Origin of the sequence: Citrobacter sp. Res13-Sevr-PEB04-36, assembly GCF_015672735.1 — a bacterium.
Lineage (GTDB): Bacteria > Pseudomonadota > Gammaproteobacteria > Enterobacterales > Enterobacteriaceae > Citrobacter.
Map to the genome: position 1 here is coordinate 1 of NZ_JADABY010000005.1, position 20,776 is coordinate 20,776.

20 protein-coding genes and 2 pseudogenes are annotated in these 20,776 nt (G+C 46.7%); 12 read left to right on the plus strand and 10 right to left on the minus strand.

The genetic code is table 11. The features are described 5' to 3' along the window. Positions 1–192 (plus strand): ATP-grasp fold amidoligase family protein (locus IMQ48_RS00605; RefSeq protein ID WP_304520286.1); only part of this gene is annotated, 192 nt, incomplete at its 5' end. Here the strand turns inward: IMQ48_RS00605 and IMQ48_RS00610 are convergent. Next, complete coding sequence (locus tag IMQ48_RS00610) at positions 177–1,250, minus strand: ATP-binding protein (RefSeq protein WP_163361703.1); 1,074 nt, start codon at positions 1,248–1,250, stop codon at positions 177–179. The two genes, IMQ48_RS00605 and IMQ48_RS00610, sit on opposite strands and share 16 nt — an antisense overlap. Continuing rightward, a complete protein-coding gene (locus IMQ48_RS00615) occupies positions 1,247–1,948 on the minus strand; it encodes a response regulator (RefSeq protein WP_163361702.1) in 702 nt (233 codons plus the stop codon). The genes IMQ48_RS00610 and IMQ48_RS00615 overlap by 4 nt, the downstream gene beginning before the upstream one ends. A gap of 258 nt (positions 1,949–2,206) precedes the next feature. On the opposite strand from IMQ48_RS00615, the gene IMQ48_RS00620 reads away from it, so the two are divergent. The 4 genes from IMQ48_RS00620 to IMQ48_RS00635 all read left to right on the plus strand — a co-directional run bounded on the left by IMQ48_RS00620 (position 2,207) and on the right by IMQ48_RS00635 (position 7,476). Further along, the gene (locus tag IMQ48_RS00620) at positions 2,207–2,596 is read left to right on the plus strand and encodes a transporter (RefSeq protein ID WP_181501954.1); all 390 of its coding nucleotides are present in this window, start codon (positions 2,207–2,209) and stop codon (positions 2,594–2,596) included. Positions 2,597–2,798: 202 nt separating this feature from the next. Next, the gene (locus IMQ48_RS00625) at positions 2,799–3,710 is read left to right on the plus strand and encodes an ABC transporter six-transmembrane domain-containing protein (RefSeq protein WP_179373295.1); all 912 of its coding nucleotides are present in this window, start codon (positions 2,799–2,801) and stop codon (positions 3,708–3,710) included. Positions 3,711–3,747: 37 nt separating this feature from the next. Then, a complete protein-coding gene (kexD, locus tag IMQ48_RS00630) occupies positions 3,748–6,864 on the plus strand; it encodes a multidrug efflux RND transporter permease subunit KexD (protein WP_196207499.1) in 3,117 nt (1,038 codons plus the stop codon). 75 nt (positions 6,865–6,939) lie between these two features. Then, complete coding sequence (locus IMQ48_RS00635) at positions 6,940–7,476, plus strand: GNAT family N-acetyltransferase (protein WP_181501956.1); 537 nt, start codon at positions 6,940–6,942, stop codon at positions 7,474–7,476. A 50-nt stretch (positions 7,477–7,526) separates the two neighbouring features. On the opposite strand, the pseudogene IMQ48_RS00640 reads toward IMQ48_RS00635, so the two are convergent. Continuing rightward, positions 7,527–8,519: pseudogene (locus IMQ48_RS00640) on the minus strand (IS110 family transposase); the annotation flags it as partial. On the opposite strand from IMQ48_RS00640, the gene IMQ48_RS00645 reads away from it, so the two are divergent. Both IMQ48_RS00645 and IMQ48_RS00650 read left to right on the plus strand, forming a co-directional pair. Beyond that, positions 8,511–8,651: a hypothetical protein gene (locus IMQ48_RS00645; protein WP_181502610.1), complete on the plus strand. Its 141-nt coding sequence runs from the start codon at positions 8,511–8,513 to the stop codon at positions 8,649–8,651. The pseudogene IMQ48_RS00640 and the gene IMQ48_RS00645 overlap by 9 nt on opposite strands. Before the next feature lie 124 nt (positions 8,652–8,775). Then, positions 8,776–9,312, plus strand: coding sequence for a GNAT family N-acetyltransferase (locus IMQ48_RS00650; RefSeq protein WP_117137624.1), 537 nt, complete (start codon positions 8,776–8,778; stop codon positions 9,310–9,312). A gap of 34 nt (positions 9,313–9,346) precedes the next feature. Here the strand turns inward: IMQ48_RS00650 and arsC are convergent, their stop codons facing one another. From arsC to arsR, 5 genes are read right to left on the minus strand one after another with little or no spacing between them, the layout of a single operon-like run. Continuing rightward, positions 9,347–9,772: a glutaredoxin-dependent arsenate reductase gene (gene arsC / locus IMQ48_RS00655; protein ID WP_181501957.1), complete on the minus strand. Its 426-nt coding sequence runs from the start codon at positions 9,770–9,772 to the stop codon at positions 9,347–9,349. A 12-nt stretch (positions 9,773–9,784) separates the two neighbouring features. After that, complete coding sequence (gene arsB / locus IMQ48_RS00660; protein WP_020839045.1) at positions 9,785–11,074, minus strand: arsenite efflux transporter membrane subunit ArsB; 1,290 nt, start codon at positions 11,072–11,074, stop codon at positions 9,785–9,787. A 47-nt stretch (positions 11,075–11,121) separates the two neighbouring features. Then, positions 11,122–12,873, minus strand: coding sequence for an arsenite efflux transporter ATPase subunit ArsA (gene arsA / locus IMQ48_RS00665; RefSeq protein WP_085551238.1), 1,752 nt, complete (start codon positions 12,871–12,873; stop codon positions 11,122–11,124). Positions 12,874–12,890: 17 nt separating this feature from the next. Beyond that, positions 12,891–13,253: an arsenite efflux transporter metallochaperone ArsD gene (gene arsD / locus IMQ48_RS00670; protein WP_000855179.1), complete on the minus strand. Its 363-nt coding sequence runs from the start codon at positions 13,251–13,253 to the stop codon at positions 12,891–12,893. A gap of 47 nt (positions 13,254–13,300) precedes the next feature. Continuing rightward, a complete protein-coding gene (gene arsR, locus IMQ48_RS00675) occupies positions 13,301–13,645 on the minus strand; it encodes an As(III)-sensing metalloregulatory transcriptional repressor ArsR (protein WP_096875271.1) in 345 nt (114 codons plus the stop codon). Between the two features lie 201 nt (positions 13,646–13,846). Here arsR and IMQ48_RS00680 point away from each other — a divergent pair, with 201 nt between their 5' ends. After that, complete coding sequence (locus tag IMQ48_RS00680) at positions 13,847–14,023, plus strand: hypothetical protein (protein WP_196207575.1); 177 nt, start codon at positions 13,847–13,849, stop codon at positions 14,021–14,023. 26 nt (positions 14,024–14,049) lie between these two features. Here the strand turns inward: IMQ48_RS00680 and IMQ48_RS00685 are convergent. Together IMQ48_RS00685 and IMQ48_RS00690 are read right to left on the minus strand one after the other, a co-directional pair. Next, positions 14,050–15,172, minus strand: a pseudogene (locus IMQ48_RS00685) (IS3 family transposase). A gap of 228 nt (positions 15,173–15,400) precedes the next feature. Next, positions 15,401–16,597: an integrase arm-type DNA-binding domain-containing protein gene (locus IMQ48_RS00690; RefSeq protein WP_085551233.1), complete on the minus strand. Its 1,197-nt coding sequence runs from the start codon at positions 16,595–16,597 to the stop codon at positions 15,401–15,403. A 319-nt stretch (positions 16,598–16,916) separates the two neighbouring features. Here IMQ48_RS00690 and IMQ48_RS00695 point away from each other — a divergent pair, with 319 nt between their 5' ends. From IMQ48_RS00695 to IMQ48_RS00710, 4 genes are all read left to right on the plus strand, one after another. Next, complete coding sequence (locus IMQ48_RS00695; RefSeq protein WP_196207500.1) at positions 16,917–18,317, plus strand: integrase family protein; 1,401 nt, start codon at positions 16,917–16,919, stop codon at positions 18,315–18,317. Between the two features lie 107 nt (positions 18,318–18,424). Next, a complete protein-coding gene (locus IMQ48_RS00700) occupies positions 18,425–18,871 on the plus strand; it encodes a hypothetical protein (RefSeq protein WP_196207501.1) in 447 nt (148 codons plus the stop codon). After that, complete coding sequence (locus IMQ48_RS00705; protein ID WP_230326234.1) at positions 18,868–19,107, plus strand: AlpA family transcriptional regulator; 240 nt, start codon at positions 18,868–18,870, stop codon at positions 19,105–19,107. Before IMQ48_RS00700 ends, IMQ48_RS00705 begins: the two co-directional genes overlap by 4 nt. 151 nt (positions 19,108–19,258) lie before the next feature. Beyond that, entirely contained in the window at positions 19,259–20,773 is a 1,515-nt protein-coding gene (locus IMQ48_RS00710; RefSeq protein ID WP_196207502.1) for a YfjI family protein, read from the plus strand. Positions 20,774–20,776 lie beyond the last annotated feature (3 nt).

Genomic DNA, 20,776 nt, shown 5'->3' on the forward strand with positions numbered 1-20,776 from the left:
AAAGAGATAGACTACTGCCGAGTCGATCTTATGCTAAAAGGAGAAGATATCTATTTCAGCGAAATAACATTAAGTCCCAAAAGAGGCAAGCTTAAAATCACCCCTGCAATCTGGGACGCAAAACTCGGCAGTATGTGGGATCTGTCTCTTGCTGAAACAGACCCAATCGAGCCTGTTTATTCATGCCCTTGAACAGGCCATGAGAGTTTGAAAAGTGAGCCATTTTCTTGCGTTATACCATAGCTAACGTCTCCGCCGTGGGCACGCATAATGGCTTTAACTACCGACAACCCTAAACCACAGCCCTCTGGATTAATATTTTTAGCGTATTCTCCTCGCTGAAAAGGCTGGAATAAGGACTTCTGGAGTTCTTCAGGAATTCCAGGTCCTTTATCCTGAACGATAATAAAATTATCGTTTCCCACAATACCATTCTTTACTAAAAGAGTTTGTGATGTGGAATATTTTAAGGAATTATCAAAAAGAACGGTCAGACACTGAATAATACGTAAAGGATCGCAGATGCAACGCTGACAGCTAAGCTCGGTCACTATGTTAAAGCGTTTTGTTTCAAAGTCGGGCAAAAAGGTATCAAGCGCACTGGTGATTAGTGTCGCAAGATCGACTTCACTGAGCATCAAGGAATATCCTGCTCCTCCAGAGGAGCTCACGACTCGAAGATCCTCGATTAAGTTAGTCAGGCCTTCAGTTTGTTTAAGGAGGTTTCTGAAGAGCGGTGGTTCTGGTTCGAATACACCGTCAACCAGTCCCTGAAGCCTGCCCCGCAAAATAGTCACAGGTGTTCGGAGTTCATGAGCGATTGCAGCATTCCATAAATTTCGCTGTGCATCCAGCGTCTGTAACTTCTCCGCCATCTCATTAAAATCATCGACGAGTTTATTCATTTCCCCCAACTGAGAACCACAGTTAATCGCTCTTGCGCTAAGGTTCCCCTGAGAGATTTGTTTAAGGCTGTACGCTACATCATTCAAGGGTTTTAATATTCTTGCGGATAATTTTACAGTAAAAAAGAGCGAAACGACCAGACTGGTTAATGAAGCGATTAAGATCCACATCCAATCAAGAAAGGTCATAGCGTCTTCATTTTCAACGTTTCCCCCTCCCGGAAGATAGTAAATCAAGAAACTGTAAAACAAATAGGAACCCAGTACGGCAATTGCAATAATAACGAATGTTAAAGACAGCATATATGTCAAAATCTGACGGCTCAGGATCGTTTCTTTGTTCATTTTTTGTCACCCAACCGGTACCCTAATCCTCGGATGCTTTCCGGAATGCCCTTCAATCCGGCATGTTCAAGCTTTTTCCGAAGTTTACTCATATGGCTGTCTACAGTGCGATCCAGCGAGTCTCCCTCAGGCAAACACGCATCAAGTAACTCTTCACGAGAACAGACTTTTCTCGGGTTTCTTGCCAGATAGGCCAGAAGCTTAAACTCTGTGGTGGTTAATACTGGCGTGGAAACCTCACCTTGAGCAGTGATTTCAACGTAAAACTCATCAGGATAGATCGTTATAAAAGGCGTTCTTAAAGGCCGTGAATGTGTAGACTCTGCAACCGGTCTGGTTCTGCGAAGTACAGCTTCAACCCTGGCAATAACCTCTGATGGATTAAAGGGTTTTATCACATAGTCGTCAGCCCCTAGCCGTAGACCCATCAGTTTATCAACGTCTTGATCAAGTGCTGTAACCATGATGACGGGGACATTAGTTTCCTTTCTTAACGTTGTAAGAACATTCCAGCCATCATATACGGGCAGGTGAATGTCCAGCAGCAGAAGGTCGGGTTTGTGTTGACGAGTAAGGTTGATCGCCTGCTCGCCATCTTCGGCTCTTAAGGTTTTCATGCCAGCCTTATTTAAATAGCCCGTCAGTATGGCGGCGATGTCATCATCGTCTTCTGCGACGATAATCAGATTGTTGTTCATATTTTCTTCCACAGTGCTGATGACAACATGCATTTTACCCAGAAATACCTTTTATCGTCATGCTTAATGATTTTTCAACTTAACTTTAATAGACAGATATTATTTTAAAAAGTTCATTAAAAAGTTATTGCAAACTTAACCAGCCACGCTCTCCATATTCACTACACATTTTATAAATAATTAATCAACATCGCCAGGCAATAATCTACAACCATGTTGAGGGTTACATGCAATATGTACTGTTGTCTAAAGAGAGTTATGATGCTGACTAAATTTTTATTCCGACGTGAGAATTTGATGGCCTCACTTTTATTTTGTATCGTTACATATGGATTATTATCTACCTGGCTTCGCCTTGTGCATGCAATTAATGAAAAAGTAGAATCCACTTTACCTTCATCTTTACTGATTCGTGTTTTTATAATCATTGCTGCATTGTCATTTTTTCTTCAGAAAAAACCTGGAGTTTTAAAAAGTTTCATTGCAATAACGTTCGGTCTTATCTTACTGTTTCTACAAGCCATTACTGTACTACATCTGCTTTTGAATAGTTCTCCAGATATTAATGATTTTGTTTTTTATTATGAAAGTTTTTTATTGGTTTTCTTGTGCGGAGTACCTTTGTTTTTATGTTTAAGAATGGTTTGATATTCTGCATTGTCAGAATGATACTCAAATTAAGGGGTGAGTACACATATCCTCCATAAAACATCCATTCACGATTGACATCATCACGTTACACTTAGCGCATGTTTTTATGACAGCTCTATTATGCTGCCTCATTTACTTAGCTCAAATATAAACCAACGGCAGAATGCTTTTACACCCAGATGCTTAATACACATTTATCATGATTTATAAAGGCAACAACAAACCAACGGCTCCCGGGGTTGCTATCTCACTGAAGAGACTTGCTTGGCGGCACAGGAAGAAATTATGCATTACTTTCATGCTGGTTATTGCTGAAAACGTTGCATTCCTGCTCTACCCCATTTTGGCGGGCATGGCGATCAATGCCATCCTGGGCGGACAGACGTCACGTGCGGCCCTTTATGGCCTGATGGTTCTGTTTATGTGGTGCATGGGAGCCACCAGACGTAGTGTAGATACGCGAACATTTGCACGTATCTACGCAAGTCTTGCTGTGACAGTAGTTTTAGCCCAGCGAAAATATTCACTTAATCACTCGACTATTGCTGCGAGAGTCACTCTGTCCCGTGAATTTGTGGATTTCTTCGAGTTGCACCTGCCTGTATTGATTACCTCGATCATTTCCCTTTTCGGCGCAGCAACAATGCTGTTATGGATTGAATTCTGGACAGGAATAACCTGTTTGATCATCGTAGCCATACTGATGTGTTTTGTCTCAAGTTATACTTTCAAAAATGAGACATTCTACAGACGGCTCAATAATCGCCTTGAGAAAGAGGTCGATTATGTTAACAAGGCGTCTTTTGGTGCTCTTAAGCGACATTATGACACACTTGCCCGCCTGCGCGTGGTGTTATCCGACAGAGAGGCATGGGGATATTTATGCATAGGCCTTCTGGTTTCTGCTCTCTTTTCCATGACCATTATCAGGATGAGCATGGAGTCCGGAATTAATGCAGGACATATTTATTCCGTCATGACCTATATGTGGATGTTTGCAACAAGCCTGGATGACGCACCACAACTTCTTGAGAAATTTTCCCAGCTCAGGGATATCGGTAAACGAGTTTCGACAGACGATGAGACCTCTTTATCAGGAAAACCATGCTGAATTTTTACCCTTTGTATGTTGACTGGAAGTACATCTGATGCCGCACTTTTTCATTGAGCGCCCCATCTTCGCATGGGTTATCGCCCTGTTTATTGTTCTGACTGGAATATTGTCTATTCCTCGTTTACCGGTTGCGCAATACCCTGCCGTTGCGCCACCCGGTATTATCATTTCAGTGAGTTACCCTGGTGCCAGCCCGGAGGTGATGAACACGTCCGTCGTGTCTCTGATCGAGCGTGAAATTGCGAGTGTTGACAATTTACTCTATTTTGAATCTTCCAGTGACACGACGGGGATGGCGTCAATTATTGTAACCTTCAAACCCGGAACCGACATCAAACTCGCTCAGATGGATCTGCAAAACCAAATTAAAATTGTGGAATCTCGCCTGCCGCAGTCGGTAAGACAGAATGGGATAAGTGTTGAGGCAGCTAATTCCGGTTTTTTAATGATGGTGGGATTAAAATCCCAAAACGGGGACTATCAGGAAGCTGACTTAAGCGATTATTTTGCCAGGAATGTTACTGATGAACTCCGGCGCGTACCCGGTGTAGGTAAAGTCCAGCTTTTTGGTGGGGAAAAGGCGCTCCGCATATGGCTGGACCCGATGAAATTACACAGCTATGGGCTCTCAGTTACGGATGTATTAAGCGCCATCAGTCAACAAAACGTGATTGTTTCACCGGGCAGAACCGGAGATGAGCCTGCGGCTAGCGGGCAAGGTGTGACTTATCCTATAACGGTAAAAGGACAACTCTCTTCGGTTGAAGAATTTCGCAATATCACGATTAAATCGCAGGTCTCCGCCGCCCGCCTGACGCTGGCAGACGTCGCCCGCGTGGAATCCGGGTTACAAAGTTACGCATTTGGGATCCGTGAAAATGGGGTCCCCGCAACGGCGGCAGCTATTCAGCTTTCTCCTGGCGCAAATGCGATCAGTACTGCGTCGGATATCCGCGCACGGTTAACAGAACTGTCCGGTGTACTTCCCGAGGGAATGACATTCACCGTGCCTTTCGATACGGCTCCGTTTGTAAAACTGTCGATATTGAAGGTAGTTGAGACATTTGTTGAAGCCATGGTTCTGGTCTTTTTCGTGATGCTGCTTTTCCTTCACAAGATACGCTGCACGCTTATTCCTGCGATTGTGGCCCCCGTGGCGCTGCTCGGCACTTTTACCGTAATGCTATTAAGCGGTTATTCCATCAATATTTTAACCATGTTTGGAATGGTGCTGGCCATCGGGATTATTGTTGACGACGCGATTGTGGTAGTAGAGAACGTCGAACGACTGATGGAAGACAAAAAAATGTCTCCACAGGATGCCACGCGAGAAGCGATGCGTGAAATTACGCCGGCAATCATTGGCATTACGCTGGTGCTTACTGCGGTGTTTATCCCTATGGCCTTTGCCAGCGGATCCGTGGGTATTATTTATCGACAGTTCAGCATTTCGATGGCTATATCCATTTTACTGTCGGCATTCCTGGCACTGACGTTAACCCCTGCGCTTTGTGCAACCTTGCTCAAACCACATGGTATTCATCAGGGTAAAAGCAGCGCATTTTCAGCGTGGTTTAACGCTCACTTTCATCGCCTGACGACGTTTTACGCCACTGGTCTGGGATTTGTTCTGAAGCGTACCGGCCGTATGATGATGATCTACGCTGCATTATGTTTGGCATTGTTTGCCGGTCTGTCTTCCTTACCATCATCATTTTTACCCGATGAAGATCAGGGCTATTTTATGTCCTCAATCCAGCTCCCTTCTGATGCCACGATGCAGCGGACACTTAAGGTTGTCGATACATTTGAGGAGGAGATCGCCCACAGGCAGGCGGTAGAAAGTAACATTATGATCCTGGGATTTGGTTTCTCAGGATCAGGTCAAAATTCGGCCATGGCATTCACCACCCTCAAGGACTGGAAACAACGCAAAGGAACCACGGCACAGGAAGAGGCCGACCATATTCAGTCCCAAATGGCAAACGTGCCGGACGCCGTAACAATGAGTCTGCTGCCTCCGGCCATTTCTGATATGGGAACCTCATCCGGGTTCACTTATTATTTACAGGACAGAGGGGGGAAAGGCTATCAGGCACTCAAGCAGGCGGCCGATGAGCTTATTGTGCAGGCAAATCATAATTCTCAACTTGCCGATGTCTATATTGATGGGCTTGGTGAGGGAACAAGCCTTGACCTGCATATCGACAGGGAAAAAGCGGAGGCCATGGGGGTATCGTTTGATGAGATAAATCAAACCATTTCCGTTGCAACAGGTTCCAATTATGTTAATGACTATACCAATAATGGCCGGGTTCAGCAGGTTATCGTCCAGGCGGATGCGCCGTACCGGATGCAACCAGAACAACTGTTGGCTTTGTCTGTCAAAAATCGTCTGGGGCAGATGCTTCCGTTATCCACTTTTGTGACGCTTTCGTGGAATGTTGCACCACAGCAACTGATACGCTATCAGGGATATCCTGCCATACGCATAACCGGGAGTGCTGCACAGGGAAAATCGTCGGGTACCGCAATGGCGGCAATGGACAAACTGGCTGAGCACTTACCACCGGGATTCGCCGGTGAGTGGGCGGGAAGTTCGTTACAGGAAAAGGAGTCCGCATCACAGCTTCCGGGTCTTATTGTGCTCTCGGTTCTGGCGGTATTCATGGTGCTGGCTGCGCTTTACGAAAGCTGGTCCATTCCCTTCGCAGTCATGCTTGTTGTTCCTTTGGGACTGCTCGGTGCTGTGCTGGCCGTATCCGTTACGAATATGACGAATGACGTCTTTTTCAAAGTGGGCCTGATAACCCTGATTGGACTTTCCGCCAAGAATGCGATTCTGATTATCGAGTTCGCGAGACAATTGATGAAAGAAGGAAAGAGCCTTATCGATGCGACATTGACGGCTGGAAAGCAACGCTTACGGCCAATTCTGATGACTTCTCTGGCTTTCACATTAGGTGTGGTTCCACTGATGCTCGCCAGTGGAGCCAGCGACAGCACGCAGCATGCGATTGGTACCGGTGTATTCGGCGGGATGATTAGCGGAACGCTACTGGCCATTTTCTTTGTTCCGGTATTTTTCGTGACGATCACAAAATTTACTGGCATGCGTAAAGACAGACCGGGGAATAGCCGGAACGGCTAATCCCTGCCCTGTGTCCCGGCCAGTTTAAAGCAGGTTTCTTGCTGAACTGGCTGGCATTACATTATCAAGGACATTATGAACATCATTGTCACTCAACGGTTAATCATTCGCCCTTTTAAGGCAGAGGGTGCGGCAGCACTTTTCGATTACCTCTCTTCACCACGTGCTCCTTGCTTTAAGGATGAAAAGTTACATTCGCTAGCCGAGGCGAAGAGCGACGTGGCTAAACGAGCCACGGACCCAGCACAGTTTGCCGTTAGTCTAAAAGAAACTGATACGTTAATCGGACATATTTTTGCGGACAATAGCGACGAGCCAGACAGCAATACCTGGTCAGTGGGCTGGCATTTTAATCAACGTTATGAACGTCATGGATATGCGAGCGAGTCAGTTACTGCACTGTTTGATTATTTATTTAAAGTAAAAGATGCCAGGCGTTTGTATGCCTGGGTAGAAGTTTACAATCTGGCCTCTCAAAAACTCTGTGAACGTTTGCATATGCGGCATGAAGGTTGTTTTAAAGAGTTTGTCGCCTTTGAAAACGAGGATGGTAAGGCAAGGTATGACGACACAAACATCTATGCGTTACTGCAAAAAGAATGGGCGAAGTAGAGGACGAAGAATAATGTCTGCTTCACGCCCTGAGACATTCGACAAGCTTTTTATGGCTTCAGTAAAGGCGAGCGTCGCGCTTCGAGAGCCAGCAAATACTTCGCTTCATCGTACTGGGTTCGGGTCTTCCAGCAGCGGTAAATGATCCTTATCCATTTGAAGGCCAGAGCCCGGATTGCAGACTGGTGAGATTTTCCTTTTTCTCGCAGTCCCTGATAATACAGCCTGGCCCAGTATGATGAGTTAACCGTTTTGGCAGCCCATTCAACAAAGGTCTGCCGGACGAACTTGGCACACTGCCATCGCCAGTGAACCCAGGATTTCTGGCCACTTCGTTCTGTCACCGGCGCAATACCTGCGTAGTTTTGAATTTCTTCAGCGCTGTTAAACCGGTCACGGTTATCACCAAGTGCAGCAAGCATTCGTGGTCCCATACACGGCCCCATGCCCGGAAGTGATTTGAACAGCCCCGAATCTGGCAATGTCTCAAACAGCGTTTCGATTCGTTCGTCATAGGTTTTGATGATTTCACTCACGACTTTAATTTGTGTCGCCAGTGCTGTTGCCATCAAAGCATTAGCCTCTATAACACTCGGGTCTGTCGTCAACGGGATGGCGTTATCAATACTCACCACACGCTGCTCGGTAAGGGCCATTGCGCGACCACCTTTGGCATTCAGAAAGTTACGGATCGTGTCGTGCCGGGCTCGTTTCAATTGTTGCAGACTGGGCCACCGTATAAGCAGTTCACACAATAGCAAGCTACCCCGATGTGAGAACCACTCCAGGGGTTGAGGATAATACTGTTTGAGCGTGTTGATTAGCCGGTTCACAAAACGGCGTTTATCTTCAACCAACTGACGACGCTGCTCAACCAGTTGCTGAAGTAAGCGAATATCCGCATTGTCAGGTTCAATAGCTTTTATCTTCTGGGGGTAACGCAGCATTAACTCTAATGCCAGCTCAGCATCCTGCGGGTCATCTTTTGCGCCACTGGGTGAGAAAGCCTGCCGGTAACGAGCTAACGATAAAGCGTGGACAGGGAAACCCGAGCCAGTCGCGAACTGCCGCTGATAAATGACGTTACAGAGCAGTTTGCAAAGCGTATTGCATTAACGCCACTGCAAAACGAAGAACCAGTGGGTGCGGCTCTGCTGGCAAAAATGGCAGGCTAATAGATGGGGCTACGGCCCCATTTACTGCAGCCAAACTTTTGCTTATACAGGTTATAAGTTTAAGTACTTAACCTGCTGTCGCGAATTCCGGTAGTTTGTAAAACACCATTACTGGAGTAACACGATGCACATTATTAATGCTGAAGAACAGCACATTACCGCGATACGCAATATCTATGCTCACCATGTTCTGCATGGTACAGGTAGCTTCGAAACCGAACCCCCGGATACGCAGGAAATGCTTAACCGACTGAGGAACATTCAGTCTCGAGGATTCCCATGGTATGTCGCCCTACAGGGCGATAAGGTCATCGGCTACTGTTATATTTCCCGTTACCGCGAACGCCATGCTTATCGGTATACGGTCGAAAATTCGATATATATTGATCCGGCTTATCAGCGACAGGGCGTCGGAAAAGCACTGCTCGATCATGCATTAAAATGGGCCAAATCTCAGGGATATCGTCAGATGATTGCTGTTGTGGGTGACAGCGCTAACGTCGCTTCTGTTGCGCTTCATATCCGCGCAGGATTTACTGAAATAGGCACATTAAAGGACATTGGTTTCAAACATGGCCGCTGGCTTGACACGGTTTTGCTGCAAATGAAACTTGGTGAAGGGAATAGTACTCTGCCAGAAGATTCAGATCTTATGCTCTGAGGCAGGAATAAGGGGGCGTCTGCCCCCTTTATGTTTATTTCAATCGCTTACCTGTTTCATCAACGACTTTCTCGCCGTCTTCCTTAGCAAATGCGCCTTTTTGCGCATCCGGAAGAATATCCAGTACCACTTCGGAAGGGCGGCAAAGGCGCGTTCCCAACGGTGTCACCACAATCGGGCGGTTAATCAGGATCGGATGCTGAAGCATAAAATCGATTAACTGATCGTCAGTATACTTGTCTTCGGCAAGCCCCAGTTCTTCATAAGGCTCGACATTTTTACGCAGCAGCGCCCGTACTGTAATCTCCATATCTGCGATAAGTTTGACCAACTCATCGCGTGACGGTGGATTTTCAAGGTAATGAATGACTGTCGGTTCATTACCGCTGTTGCGGATCATCTCCAGCGTATTACGCGACGTGCCGCAGGCTGGGTTGTGATAAATGGTGATGTTGCTCATATCAGTATCTCATTACAAAGTGAAAGAGAGACGTAGCGCCAGCGCGGCTAGCGTTACAAACAGCACAGGCAGAGTCATGACGATCCCGGTGCGGAAATAGTATCCCCAGGTGATGGTCATATTCTTCTGTGAAAGGACATGCAGCCAGAGCAGCGTTGCCAGGCTACCAATAGGTGTAATTTTCGGGCCCAGATCGCAGCCAATCACGTTGGCGTAGATCATCGCTTCTTTGATAACGCCTGTTGCGGTGCTTCCATCGATAGAAAGAGCGCCAACCAGCACGGTAGGCATGTTGTTCATGATGGAAGACAGGAAAGCCGTCAGGAAGCCAGTACCCAGCGTCGCAGCCCAGAGTCCTTTATCCGCCAGTACGTTCAGCACACCGGAAAGGTATTCGGTTAGCCCGGCGTTGCGCAGACCGTAGACCACCAGGTACATCCCCAATGAGAAGATGACGATCTGCCATGGCGCACCGCGCAGCACTTTGCCAGTGTTAATGGCATGGCCTCGTTTCGCCACCGCAAACAGAATGACAGCTCCTACAGCAGCAATCGCGCTGACCGGGATACCCAACGGCTCAAGGACGAAAAAGCCAACCAGAAGAAGGATCAACACTATCCATCCGGTTCTGAAGGTTGCCAGATCTTTAATCGCCTTTGCCGGTGTCTTAAGGAGAGCCAGGTCGTAAGTCGGCGGAATATCTTTGCGGAAGAAAAGATGCAGCATAACCAGAGTGGCAACAATGGCTGCAATATCCACCGGCACCATTACCGACGCATATTCGGTGAATCCCAGACCAAAGAAGTCCGCCGATACGATATTCACCAGGTTCGACACGATAAGCGGCAGGCTGGCCGTATCGGCAATAAACCCGGCAGCCATGACAAATGCCAGTGTCGTGCCTTTGCTGAACCCTAATGCCAGTAGCATGGCGATGACAATTGGAGTAAGAATCAATGCCGCACCATCGTTGGCAAACAATGCCGCCACCGCTGCACCTAGCAGGACGATATACGTAAAGAGCAAACGGCCACGACCGTTACCCCAGCGCGAAACATGCAATGCCGCCCATTCGAAAAAGCCTGATTCATCAAGCAGCAGGCTGATAATAATCACGGCAATAAAGGTCGCCGTCGCGTTCCAGACGATATTCCACACCACCGGAATATCGCCCACATGCACAACGCCAGATATCAGAGCCAGTCCCGCGCCCAGCATTGCACTCCAGCCGATCCCTAATCCCTTTGGTTGCCAGATAACCAAAACAATGGTCAGGACAAAAATAGCGCCTGCCAGTAACATAAAACCTCCTGACAGGGCGACTTTGTCGCCCTGTATATGTCAAAAAATTAACTCATCAACTCTCTGAGCTTTTCAATACCGGCGGGCTCTGACGCCAGCACCGGAACAAGCGCTATACGGTTAGAGTGCTGATTCTTAACAGCCTCAATCTGAGGCAGTTCCTGACGAGCGCGCTGGCAAAGCAACGGAGAACGCGTATCCGCAGTGGAAAGGCTGTTATTGATAATCCAGCCCCACGGATGAATCCCCGCTCTTTCAAGGTCAGCCTGCAGGTTTGCCGCTTCCAGTACCGGTGTGGTTTCAGGCAGAGTGACCAGCAGGACTTTGGTGCGTTCCGGGTCCTGAAGCTGCATCATCGGAGTGGTAAAATGACCTTTATCCCCCATCTTCTTGGCAATCTCACGGTGATAAGCCCCGGTAGCATCAAGCAGTAATAGCGTATGCCCGGTAGGTGCTGTATCCATGACCACAAACCGTTTGCCTGCTTCACGGATTACGCGTGAGAACGCCTGGAACACCGCAATCTCTTCCGTGCAAGGAGAGCGCAAATCCTCTTCCAGTAGCCGTTTCCCTGCTTCGTCCAGATCTCTTCCCTTCGTCTCAAGAACATGCTGGCGATAGCGTTCGGTTTCATCGTGAGGGTTGATGCGGCTGACCTGAAGGTTTTTGAGGCTGCCGTTCAGCGTTGTACTTAGGTGCGCAGCAGGATCAGAAGTCGTGAGATGCACGTCAAATCCCATGTCTGCCAGCCTTACGGCGATGGCAGCAGCCATTGTGGTTTTCCCTACGCCACCTTTGCCCATCAGCATAATCAGGCCGTGTTCACTGCGAGCGATATCATTGACCAAGCCAGAGAGCGATAAGTTTTCAGGCGTGTACTGGATGTTCGTTACCGGGAGCGGTAATGCCTCAGAACCGGTATCCAGCAGTCCCTTCAATGCTGAAACACCAACCATATTGACTGGCTGTAGTAATAGGGTATCTGTCGGTAGCCCAGATAAACCGGCAGGAAGATTTGCCAGTGCCTCCTGCTCACGTTGCCATATCGCAGCGGCCAGGGCGTCATGTTCAGCTTCGGCTTTAGGCAGCACACCATTAATCACCAGGTATTGGTTTTTCAGGCCAATTGCGGCGAGTTCTTCATGGGTGCGGGCGACTTCCTGCAGCGTAGATTTTTGCAGTCGCGCAACCAGAACCAGGCGGGTACGTTCAGGATCGGACAACGCCTCTACCGCATGAGCATACTGCTCACGCTGCTTTTCCAGCCCGGCCATTGGGCCAAGACAGGAAGCACCATCTGGATTACTTTCAATGAAACTACTCCAGGCACCGGGAAGCTGGAGAAGGCGAATCGTGTGGCCCGTCGGCGCTGTATCAAAAATGATGTGATCGAAGCGGGTCAGCAGGGAAGCGTCTGTCAATAAGCCGGTGAACTCATCAAACGCCGCAATCTCAGTGGTACAGGCTCCTGAAAGCTGCTCGCTGATACTGTTAACAACGTCATCAGGCAAAAGACCTTTGATAGGATCAACGATTCTGGAGCGATATTGTTTCGCGGCTTCCTGCGGGTCGATTTCCAGAGCGGAAAGTCCATGAACTGCTGCCACAGGGCGAATGGTGTTACCGATAGCCTGATCGAATACCTGGCCGACATTGGAGGCTGGATCGGTACTGACCAGCAAAACCCGCTTACCCTGTTCAGCAAGGCGGATTGCCGTCGCGCAGGAAATAGAAGTTTTTCCTACACCTCCCTTACCGGTAAAAAACAGGTAAGGTGGGATATTCTGTAAGAATTTCATATGTCCTCCTGACATACTCAGCAACAGGAAGTATTACCACCACAGCAACTGGTGGGAGCTAACCCTACCTTCTCCAGCGGAATACCGAACCAGCGAGCCAGCTCAGCACGTTTTGGGTATCGTCCTGCCATCACAGTTTCACCGTCCAACAGCAGTAGCGGAAGCCCTTCTGCTCCAGATGCTTCGAGGAATGCTTTTGCTTTCTCATTCTGAACAAAGCTCATGGGCTGCTGCGCCAGGTTGTAACGTTCAACCTGTACGCCACGTCCTTTCAGCCACTGCACATCAGCAGAAAAATCAACCAGAACCTGATCGACATCTGAGCCACATACGCCGGTACTGCAGCACATTGCCGGGTCAAACACCGTTAACGTCTTCATTTTGAATACCTCACATTTGGAAAAACATATATGTTCAGGCAAATTTTTTAGATGCAAACAGCCTTACCGCTACCAGAGCAGTTTGCCGATGCCAGCTTACGGGCGATGGCCTGTACGTCGTCCTGTTGGCTTAACCAGGCCTGCTCAATCACCTGAGCAGCCCAGGATGGAATATGCGGGGATAAGCGATAATGAACCCATTTCCCCTGCTTGCGATCCAGCAATAGACCGCTTTCCCGGAGCATTGCCAGATGGCGGGAGATCTTGGGTTGCGACTGATCCAGCGCTGTACAGAGATCGCACACGCACAGCTCTCCCATCTCTCTGAGCAGCAGTACGATCCCTAGACGGGTTTCATCGGAGAGGTTTTTGAAGAGTTGTAGGGGCTTCATAGGAATTTCTCCTCTGACGGAAACATTCATTATCACGCGGAAAAATGAAACGATCAACATCACATGCATTTTTTCATATATGAAAGCAAAACTCAAAATTTTTAAAATTTAATAGTAAAAAATGTGAATAGGAAATATGATTTAACATCATGTTTTAAAACAATAAAACGTTTCAGCTTAATAACTTAGTAGGACTTTGATATGTACACTAATGTAGGAAGCTATTGGTATAAATTTGATTTTCATACACACACTCCTGCCTCATCAGATTACAAAGCGCCAGCAGAAACAGCAAAAGAGTGGCTCATTGCCCTGATGGAAAGAGAGGTTGACTGCGTTGCAGTAACTGACCATGTTAGTGGGGCATGGATTGATTGACCTGCCCCCAGGATTAGATACAAGGCTCAGTTAGTAATATCGAATCCTTCACTCTCAGAATTACCCTTTCTCCAGCTCGCTGCAAATTCAGACGGCGTCTGATAATTCAGCGTGGAGTGCGGGCGACATTCGTTATAATCCTGACGCCATTCGCTGATGGTTTTCCTGGCATGATTGACGTCGCTGAACCAGTGTTCATTCAGGCATTCATCGCGAAAGCGTCCGTTAAAACTCTCAATAAATCCGTTCTGCGTCGGCTTGCCGGGCTGGATAAGTCGCAGCTCCACTCCATGCTCAAAGGCCCACTGATCGAGCGCGCGGCAGGTAAACTCCGGGCCCTGATCGGTTCTTATCGTAGCCGGATAGCCGCGAAACAGCGCAATGCTGTCCAGAATACGCGTGACCTGCACGCCTGAAATCCCGAAGGCAACAGTGACCGTCAGGCATTCCTTTGTGAAGTCATCGACGCAGGTAAGGCACTTGATCCTGCGACCAGTAGCCAGCGCATCCATGACGAAATCCATCGACCAGGTCAGGTTGGGCGCCTCCGGGCGGAGCAGCGGCAGACGTTCTGTTGCCAGCCCTTTACGACGACGTCTGCGTTTAACGCCCCCAGCCCGTTCAGATGATAAAGGCGGTACACGCGCTTGTGATTAACCAGAAGCCCTTCACGGCGCAGTAACTGCCATATGCGGCGGTAGCCAAAACGCCTGCGCTCCAGTGCCAGTTCAGTAATGCGCCCTGATAAATGGGCATCAGCCGCCGGACGCTGAGCGTCATAGCGGCAGGTCGACAGGGACAAACCTGTGAGTCTGCAGGCACGACGTTGCGACAGACCGGTCGCATCACACATCAACACCACGACTTCGCGCTTCTGGTCTGTCGTCAGTACTTTCGCCCAAGAGCCACCTGAAGCGCCTCCTTATCCAGCATGGCCTCGGCGAGCAGCTTCTTGAGTCTGGCGTTCTCTTCCTCAAGCGACTTCAGGCGCTTAACCTCAGGCACCTCCATGCCGCCATACTTCTTACGCCAGGTATAAAACGTGGCGTCGGAAATGGCGTGCTTACGGCAGAGTTCACGGGCAGAAACTCCGGCTTCAGCCTCGCGGAGAATACTGATGATCTGTTCGTCGGAAAAACGCTTCTTCATGGGGATGTCCTCATGTGGCTTATGAAGACATTACTAACATCGCGGTGTATTAATCAACGGGGAGCAGGTCAGCAGATCTTCAGAAGTAAATGTAACTTTTCTCCAGAAAGCAGAAATGAAACTCAGCAAAAAAAGAAATTTTCTGGTATGGAACTCCTCCGTTTTGGAGGAGACCTGCTTGTATTTTCACTTTATCTAACGAATAAGTAGCTAAGTTTGTAGGTGAAATTATGATGCTATGATTAGATTAAATTTACCAATGTTATCAATGTAATCCGCATACCACTGCATCATCTCCCTCCGCCCTTCCAGATACAACGCATGGTTGTACGTCCCACGAATCGCATTCTTATCGACATGCGCAAGCTGGGTTTCAATCCATGCCGTATTGAACCCTTCCTCGTGCAAAATCGTACTCATCGTGTGACGGAAACCATGCCCCGTTACCTTCCCCGTATATCCAATCCGCTTAAACACCTGATTAATACTCGCTTCACTCATCGTCTTGCGGGGATCATTACGTCCTGGGAACACCAGTGGATATTGCCCTGACATCACTTTGAGCTGCTGTACGATTTCCAGCGCTTGGGTAGAGAGGGGGACAAGGTGAGGCCGTTTCATCTTCATACGCTCTGCAGGTATTTCCCACACCGCTTTCTCAAGATCAAACTCACTCCAGAAAGCACCTCGAAGCTCACCGGTGCGAACTCCCGTGAGGATCAGCAGACGTGCTGCAAGAACAACTAACGGGCTTCCAGTATAGCCTGTGAGAGCTTTAAAGAAGTCTGGTAACTCCTCTACAGTAAGGAAGGGATAATGCTTCGATTCATGCCCTGACATCGCGCTGGTTAGATCCGCTGCAGGATTGTATTCCGCGCGGCCGGTAACGATGGCATAACGAAAAACTTCGCTGCAGCGCTGGCGAACTTTCTTGGCCTTCTCTGTCGCGCCACGGTTTTCCATTCGACGCAGCACATTCAGCAGAACCAAAGGCTTGATGTCATTCACCGGCAGTTGGCCAATATAAGGGAAAATATCTTTATTGAAAGCTTCGATAATGTCGGAGGCATAACCTTCTGACCACCGGCTCACCTTCGTTCCGTGCCATTCAAGCGCAACAGCTTGAAACGTGTTGTTGAGCTGCACATCGCGAACCAGCTTTTCTTCTTTCTTGGCGAAAGACGGATCGATGCCCTCGGCCAGCTTTTTCTTGGCTTCATCGCGTAGTGCCCTCGCTTGTGCAAGGGACACTGCTGGATAGACACCAAAAGCCATACGCTTCTCTTTTCCATTGAAGCGATACTTCATCCGCCAGTATCTGGAACCAGAGGGAACAACCTCAAGATACAAACCAGCACCATCCGCCAGCTTATAGGCTTTCTCTCTGGATTTAGCAGCGTCTACCTGTCGCGCATTAAGCTTCATTGGGGGCATCTCCCTGGACCGAACACAGAATGCCCCCACTTATGCCCCCAGCGTCGACTAGATTTCGGTTGAGTCCAGTTGATGACAGGAGATAAGATACGGGCCAGAAACCGCATTATACGGGCTTTTAGTTGATTTCGGTAGACTTGGGAAGAGTTTGAAATGGTGCCGATAATAGGAGTCGAACCTACGACCTTCGCATTACGAATGCGAAGTTATTATACTTTTACCCCTTTAAAAACCTACTCTTAAAACAATTATTTCATTATAAAACATTAATTTATAAAAAACGCCTGTTGATAAAAATTGACAGGTGTTGATGTGTATTCCCCCAATTTACTTACACCAGCCGTTACATTATGGTGATGTAACCTTTCTCATCTGGAGACCAAAAATGGCACTTCCGAGACAAAAACTCACCTTCGAGCGCATTCGAAAATTTGCTTTAACTGAAGGTAAAAACCAAGCATTTCTTTGGGATGCGGATGTACCAACTCTGGCATGCCGGGCAACTCGCGGAACAAAAGCTTTTGTGTTCCAAAGCGTATATGCGGGAAAAACCCTTCGCATGACCATTGGCAACATTAACGATTGGAGGATTGATGATGCCAGGGCCGAAGCCAGGCGGCTGCAAACATTAATCGATACTGGGATAGATCCGCGTATAGCTAAAGCAGAAAAAATTGCTGAAGCGGAATCACAGCAGGCTGAATCTCGTAAAACGAAGGTAACCTTCTCAAGCGCTTGGGAAGATTATCTTCAAGAATTGAGAACCGGAATCAGCGCAAAAACTAAACGTCCTTACTCTGCACGTTATATTGCCGATCACGTGAACTTGTCCAGCCGTGGAGGCGAAAGTAAAAAAAGAGGCCGGGGCCCAACCTCGTCTGGACCATTGGCTAGCTTACTCGACCTACCGTTATCGGAACTAACACCAGAGAACATTGCCGTATGGCTAAGTACAGAGAGACAAAATCGGCCTACCGTCACTGCTCATGCCTACCGTCTGTTGCGTGCATTTATCAAATGGGCTAATTACCAGAAAAAATATCAGGGAATAATCCATGGCGATCTTGCACAAGATCATAACGTGAGAAAAATGGTTCCAGTATCAGCGAGTAAAGCGGGAGATTGCTTACAAAAAGAACAGTTAAAAAGCTGGTTCAGTGCCGTACGTAGCCTCAATAATCCCATTGCATCGGCCTATCTCCAGGTACTTTTGCTCACCGGTGCACGGCGTGAAGAAATTGCGTCACTTCGGTGGTCTGACGTAGATTTCAAATGGTCAAGCATGAGGATTAAAGACAAGATCGAAGGCGAACGTATCATCCCTCTCACTCCTTATGTTTCTGAGCTGTTAAGTGCACTAGTGCAATTCCCAAATTCTGACGTAAATAAGGAGTGTTGGGTTTTCAGAAGTAACAGCAAAAGTGGCAAAATTATTGAACCGCGTTCAGCACACAACAGAGCGTTAGCTCGAGCTGAGTTGCCACATATCAGCCTTCACGGCTTACGCCGTAGTTTTGGAACCCTGGCAGAATGGGTTGAAGTGCCAACAGGTATTGTTGCTCAAATTATGGGACACAAACCAAGTGCACTGGCGGAAAAACACTACCGCCGTCGTCCCTTAGATCTGTTGCGCAAATGGCATGAAAAAATTGAGACTTGGATCTTAGAACAAACCAAAACCAGTAAAAAAAAGAATGTTGAGTTGCGTTGATATTCAATATTATCAATAAGTTAAACGGAGTGTGGATATATTGACAGGAATACAAACTTAGATGAAAATCGACTCATAAACCTCAACCATAAAGGAGATGTATCAGAATGTTTGATTCAAAGACCAGTGCTTTAGACAATGACCAAGAGATTCTGGCGAACATGCTGGGATTAAATAATGCGGCTTTTGAAATCTATTACCATGCCCCATCAGCAGATGCAGGACCACTCGCTCAATGGTTTAAAAATCATTACAAGAAAGTTGCTCTTCATGCAATGAACCTTGCTATGAAACGGAAACACGTAAGAATTAAGTCACTTAGCATTGCATTTCAGAATGTAATTTTTCGGAGTGTGCCTCAAACAGGCTCGGCTGCAAGGTCACGTCGCAGCACCACCAAATCAGTTAAAAATTCTTTGTCTTCTAGTTCTAGCGATGGAAGTGATCCCGAACCTGCTGAGGCTTTTGGTTCCATATTCCCTTCTTGTTTTTGTCATATAAATTTCCTCTTTAATTCATTTGCCAACAACTCTTTTACAGAGGTGGCAGCATGAATCAATCTAAAATGTTACACTCATTAGATCTAGATAATATTTCCTTGGTATCTACTACTGAGTTAGCTGATTTTCTAAAGCGCAAACCTCAAACGATAAGAATGTGGTTGCATGAAGATCGCCTTCCCTTCGGTCTAGCCAGACCAATCAAAATTAACAATAGAAATTATTGGTTTGAAGATGATGTTAAAAATTATCTAAAAACGTTAAAAACAGCCAACGTTAAATGTTTGTGAGATATTTATTCATCATTAAAAATGATTCTGGAAATATTTCTTAGTCCATCAACTTGGCTTTTCATTGGTAGGATGGCGGTCCACTTCTATAGATAAGTGGACTGCTTCAAAAACAGTATAATTTTTCTAAAAAAGAGGAGCTATACAATGCATGTCTAAGGAAAAAAAATCTAAGCAAAATAAAGAACTTTGTCTGGAGTTTCAGACGCTGCCCACTTTTGCACAGCGATTAATAAGTTACATACATTACAAAACAGGAGCTCCCATTGAGCTTATTTTAATAGTGTTACTTGGGGTAATGGCATTTTCCTGTCAGGATAAATTTGATGTTCAGCTTAAAAATGGGAGAACATTTACATCACTTTATCTCCTTTTATTAGCACGGTCAGGTAGCAGGAAGTCAACCGTATTCAAAGCACTGATGGAAACAATCCATCAAATGGAAAAGGGAATGAAGAATATCTTTCTGGAAAAGGAAAAAATTTATGAACTGAAAAAAGTATCTTGGGATACGGAATTAAAAGAACTTAAAAAGCAATTTAGCAAAGCTGTTCGCCAGAAGGTTGATGTAGCTGAAACACGCGAAGCACTGGAGGAATGTCAGAAAAGTGGACCGGTAGCACCGGTTAGAAAGTATCTTACTAAAAATGATTCAACAAGCGAGGGACTTAAAAAGACATTAGCTCTGGGATCTCCGTCCTTGATGCTCGGTTCTGATGAAGCCGGAGGGGTGTTTGACAGTAGCCTTTTTCGCGATATATCAGTTCTCAACTCTCTTTGGGGAGAAGGGAGAATTTCAGACAGCAGAGCATCTCGTGACAGCTACGATGTTGATGATGTCCGGCTGACCATATTGCTGTTACTGCAACCTGCAATATTTAATGATTTTCTAAGCAAGCAAGGAAAAAAATTAAGAAACTCAGGGTTCTTAGCCCGTTTATTATTAATTGATCTGGAGCAAGTACCTGAACCATGCGATATCCCTGATGTATGTTCATGGTCTGATGAACCAGGGCTTGATGGTTTTTTCTCTATTCTTGTTAAGCACTTGCAAGACGGCATACAGCGTAGAGAAAACAATGAAGAACGTATCTGTATTACTTTATCTGAAGAGGCGAAAGCATTATGGGAAACACAAAATAAGCGAATCAGGGAACTTATGCAATCAGGAGGTGAGTTGCATCACTATGATGATTTTGGTTCCAGAATAATGGAACAAGCTACGCGAATCGCAGCAGTAATGCAAATGTTTATTACACCCGACTCACCAATAATTACTAGGGATACTTTTCTGTCAGCAGCTAAAATAAGTGAATGGTGTATTACCCACTTAATTTTAAAAGTAGATTCTACCAGAAAACCTAGCGAGAAAGAAAAGTTGCTATTTTGGCTTGAGGAACATGTTATCAGTAATAAATCTTACGATTTTAGGAGGCACACTATTCGTAGAGATGGTCCATACTCTCTTAGAAACATAGAGCGTCTGATACCCGTATTAAAGGAACTTGAGAAAGATGGCATAGTGCAGTTATTTAAAATGGACGGCGTTGACTATGTAAAATATATTGGTTCAGACGTGCATCCTTTTGATATGGCTAAAGCATCAAACATACCTTTAATTTCATCTGGATCTGTTGCTTTTAATAAACTACCAAAGAACGAATAACTT